Here is a 3,731-nt window from a genome sequence, read left to right as displayed (position 1 = left end):
GAAGCCAACAGTGTCACACTCAAGGATTTGTGGGGATTTTGTCGAGGCCTGCCGGCGATCGGTTGGGCCGTGTCCTTGTTTGCCGCCTTCGAAGCGATGATCCTGACGTTGCTGCCGGTCTATTGCTTGCGCCAGGGTTTCAGTGCCGATGTTGCGCTGGCGATGGTCAGCACCGTGGTGGTCGGCGATGCCTTGCTGCAGCTGCCCATTGGCGCCTTGGCCGATCGACTGTCACGCCGGTCGCTGTTTACCGGCTGCGCGGTCGCCTTGATGTTATCCAGCCTGGCGGTGCCGCTGTTGATCGACACGCTCCTCATCTGGCCGCTTTGGGTGCTGTTTGGGGCCAGCGCGGGCGGGCTGTTCACCTTGTCGTTGATTCTGATCGGCGAGCGTTATCGTGACGACGCGCTGGTACGGGCCAATGCCCATATCGCCCAGCTGTGGGGGATTGGATGCCTGGTCGGTCCGCTGATCGCAGGCGCTGGCAGCCAGTGGGTCAGCGGGCATGCGCTGCCATTGTTCATGGCGGCAGGGGCGTTCGGATTGGTGATTCTATTGCTGCGCCAAGGGGCATTCGGGGCGACGCAGACAGCCTGAATCCGCTCGCGACAGGAGTATCAAGGCTTCAGAGCATCCTCTCCAATCCGACCGTCGTGGCGAACCAGGCATTGAACCGGCGCCACCAACTGCCCGGCTCACGGTCCAGGTCGTGCAGCTTGCCATTGTCTTCGGTGGTCCATATCAGCTTTCCGGCATCATCGAGGCGGGCCTGATAGCTCAGGGTTGGGGCCATGCCCTGCAACGCCAGCTCACGCACTTGGCCGGCAAGCTCCGGGCTGTCCACCAGGACGCCGACTTCGGTATTCCACAACACTGAGCGCGGGTCGAAATTGAACGAGCCGATGAACGATTTCCGCTGGTCAAAAATGATCGCCTTGCTGTGCAGGCTGGAGTCCGATTCGCCGTAGGACTTGCTGTAGAACAGGTGCGGGCTGCTGCCTTTGTCGCCCGGTTGTCGACGCAGCTCGAACAGGCGTACGCCATGTTGCAACAGGGCCTTGCGATACGGCGCGTAGCCGCCGTGTACTGCTGGCACGTCGGTGGCTTCCAGGGAATTGGTCAGCAGGCTCACCGACACGCCGGCATCGGCGCGGCTGGTCAGGTACACCAGGCCTGGCTGGCCAGGTACGAAATAGGCGGAGATCATGATCAGTTCTTTGCTGACGCCGGCCAGTTCCGGGCCCAGTTGGGTGGTCAGCAATAATTGCGGGTCCGGCTCGTCTTTCGCCAGGACTTTACTCGGCGCGTCCCACAATGCCTGGTTCCAGGCCCAGGTCAGTTGGCTGCGCCAGGTGTCCAGGCGCGGTTGGGTCTTGTAGGCGGTCAACAGTTGGTACAGCGCGTGGTTTTCCTTGTGCGTCTGCTCCAGGGATTCCTGCAGGCGTAATCGGCTGTTGGCCAAGTCCTTGGCGGTAGGCCGATGGGACATGAATTGCTCGATGGGCTTGCTCAGCGCGCTGTTCCAGTACTGATCGAAGCTGTGCCCCAATTGTTCAGCCACCGGACCGACGCCGAGCAGATCGATGTCGGTGAAGTTGAGGTTGGGTTCGGCATCGAAATACTCATCCCCCAGGTTGCGGCCTCCGACAATTGCCATGCTGTTGTCCGCCAGCCACAACTTGTTGTGCATCCTGCGATGCTGCAATGACAGGTCGAACAGGCGTCCAAGGCTGCGGGTCACGCCGGTCGCTCGCCCAAGATGCAAAGGGTTGAACAGGCGGATCTGGATGTTTGGGTGCGCGGCGAGCGTCGCGATGATCTGCTCCTGGCCGTCACTGGTGGTGTCATCCAGTAGGATGCGCACGCGCACGCCCCGGTCCGCGGCCTTGAGCAATTCATCCACGAGCATTCGCGTGCTGATGCCGTCGTGGACAATGTAGTACTGCAAATCAAGGCTGCTTTGGGCGTTGCGGATCAATTCGGCCCGGGCGGTGAAGGCCTCGGTGCTGTCCGACAGCAGGCGAAAACCCGAGCGGCCCTCGTGAGGCGCGGCCTGTTGTGCCACTGAGCGGCCGAACGATGAGTCGGAAGCCGGTAATGCCTGGGAAGGTTCGCGGGTAACGTCAAGACTGGCGCAACCGCTCAACAGTGAGGCGAATAACAGTAGCGCATGCAGGATCGGTCTGGATCTCACGTAGGCTTATTCCGATTGTTTGCGTGGATCGGCTGTCGGATGCTGCTTCCCGGCTTACACGTTCAGACGGCGTCGCGCCGGGTTTCGTTCAACAACATGGATGCTGCGGCACCTACCTTGCGTACAGCGTCTTCGATCTGTGCCGTGGGCTTGGCAGCGTAGTTCATGCGCAGGCAGTTGCGGTATTTGCCTGACGCCGAAAAAATGCTGCCGACGGCGATCTGTACGCCTTGGTCATGCAGCACGCGGTTGAGCTTCAGCGTGTCGAAACCCTCGGGCAACTCGACCCAGAGCATGAAGCTGCCACGGGGGCGGCTGGCACGGGTGCCTTGGGGAAAGTACCGGCTTACCCAATCCATCATCACGTCGCGATTGCGCTGGTATTGCGTGCGCATGCGGCGAAGGTGGGGTTCGAAGTGCCCGTTCTTGAGGAACTCCGCGATGGCGATCTGAGGCTGCGGCGCGGTAGATCCGGTGCTGATGTACTTCATGTGCAGCGCGCGCTCAAGGTACCGACCGGGCGCAATCCAGCCGACCCGCAAGCCTGGCGCCAACGTCTTGGAAAAAGAACTGCAGAGGAGGACGCGGCCGTCTTCATCGAAGGATTTGATCGTACGTGGTCGCGGGTAGGTGTAGGCCAATTCCCCGTACACATCGTCCTCGATAATGGCCACATCGAAACGCTGGGCCAGGGTCAGCAAGGCGCGCTTGTTGGCCTCCGGCATGATGTAGCCCAGGGGGTTGTTGCAGCTGGGCGTCAACTGTATGGCCTTGATTGGCCATTGTTCCAATGCCAGCTCCAGTGCCTCCAGGCTGATTCCCGTGAGCGGGTCGGTGGGAATCTCGAGGGCTTTCATGCCCAGGCCCTTCAGTGTCTGCATGGCGCCGTGAAAGCTGGGTGAATCCACTGCGACAATATCGCCCTGTTCGCAGGTCGCGCGAATGCTGACCGACAGCGCTTCGTGACAGCCAGTGGTGACGATCAGGTCGTTGGCTGTCAGTTGGCAGCCGGAATCCAGGGATAGCCGGGCGATCTGTTCGCGCAACTGGAGGTTGCCGTAGATGTTGTCGTAATACAGACCGGGCATGTCTTGTCGCCGGCTGATCTGCGCCAGGCTGCGCAGTAACGGTTTCATGGTGGGTGAATGGATATCCGGCATGCCGCGGCCCAGCTGTACCACATCCTTGCGCGGTATTGCGCGTATCAGCTCCAGCACTTGGTCCCACTGGGAAATGTCCACCGGGCGCTGGGCTGGGCGGCCGATTGCCGGCAGGTCCGGCAGCTCACGGCTGACCGGGACGAAATAACCTGATTTGGGTTTCGGCGTGGCCAGCCCGTTGTCTTCCAGCACGCGGTAGGCCTGCTGGACGGTGCTCAGGCTGACGCCATGTTCCGTACTCAAGGCTCGCACCGAGGGCAGCCGGTCGCCGGGGCGGTAGAAGCCTTGTTCGATGCGGGTCCCGAGCAACTCGGCGAGATTCACGTAGAGCGTCATGGCGTAGTCCTGATCAGGTGAAAGCAGCGACCGATACAGAT

3 protein-coding genes are annotated in these 3,731 nt (G+C 61.2%); 1 reads left to right on the top strand and 2 read right to left on the bottom strand.

Annotation, left to right across the window (positions count from 1 at the left end):
* Positions 1-597, top strand: a 597-nt coding sequence (locus tag OC610_RS23010; RefSeq protein WP_264431073.1) for an MFS transporter, incomplete at its 5' end; no start/stop codon positions are given.
* 28 nt (positions 598-625) lie between these two features.
* Here the strand turns inward: OC610_RS23010 and OC610_RS23005 are convergent.
* Entirely contained in the window at positions 626-2,194 is a 1,569-nt protein-coding gene (locus OC610_RS23005) for a phospholipase D family protein (protein ID WP_264431072.1), read from the bottom strand.
* A gap of 62 nt (positions 2,195-2,256) precedes the next feature.
* On the bottom strand, positions 2,257-3,690 hold the full coding sequence (locus tag OC610_RS23000) for an aminotransferase-like domain-containing protein (RefSeq protein ID WP_264431075.1): 1,434 nt from the start codon (positions 3,688-3,690) through the stop codon (positions 2,257-2,259).
* Positions 3,691-3,731: the final 41 nt, after the last annotated feature.

The organism is Pseudomonas agronomica, assembly GCF_025917275.1.
GTDB lineage: Bacteria > Pseudomonadota > Gammaproteobacteria > Pseudomonadales > Pseudomonadaceae > Aquipseudomonas > Aquipseudomonas agronomica.
The sequence above is the reverse complement of the archived record's forward strand: the minus strand, read 5'-3'. Positions and strand labels throughout refer to the sequence as shown.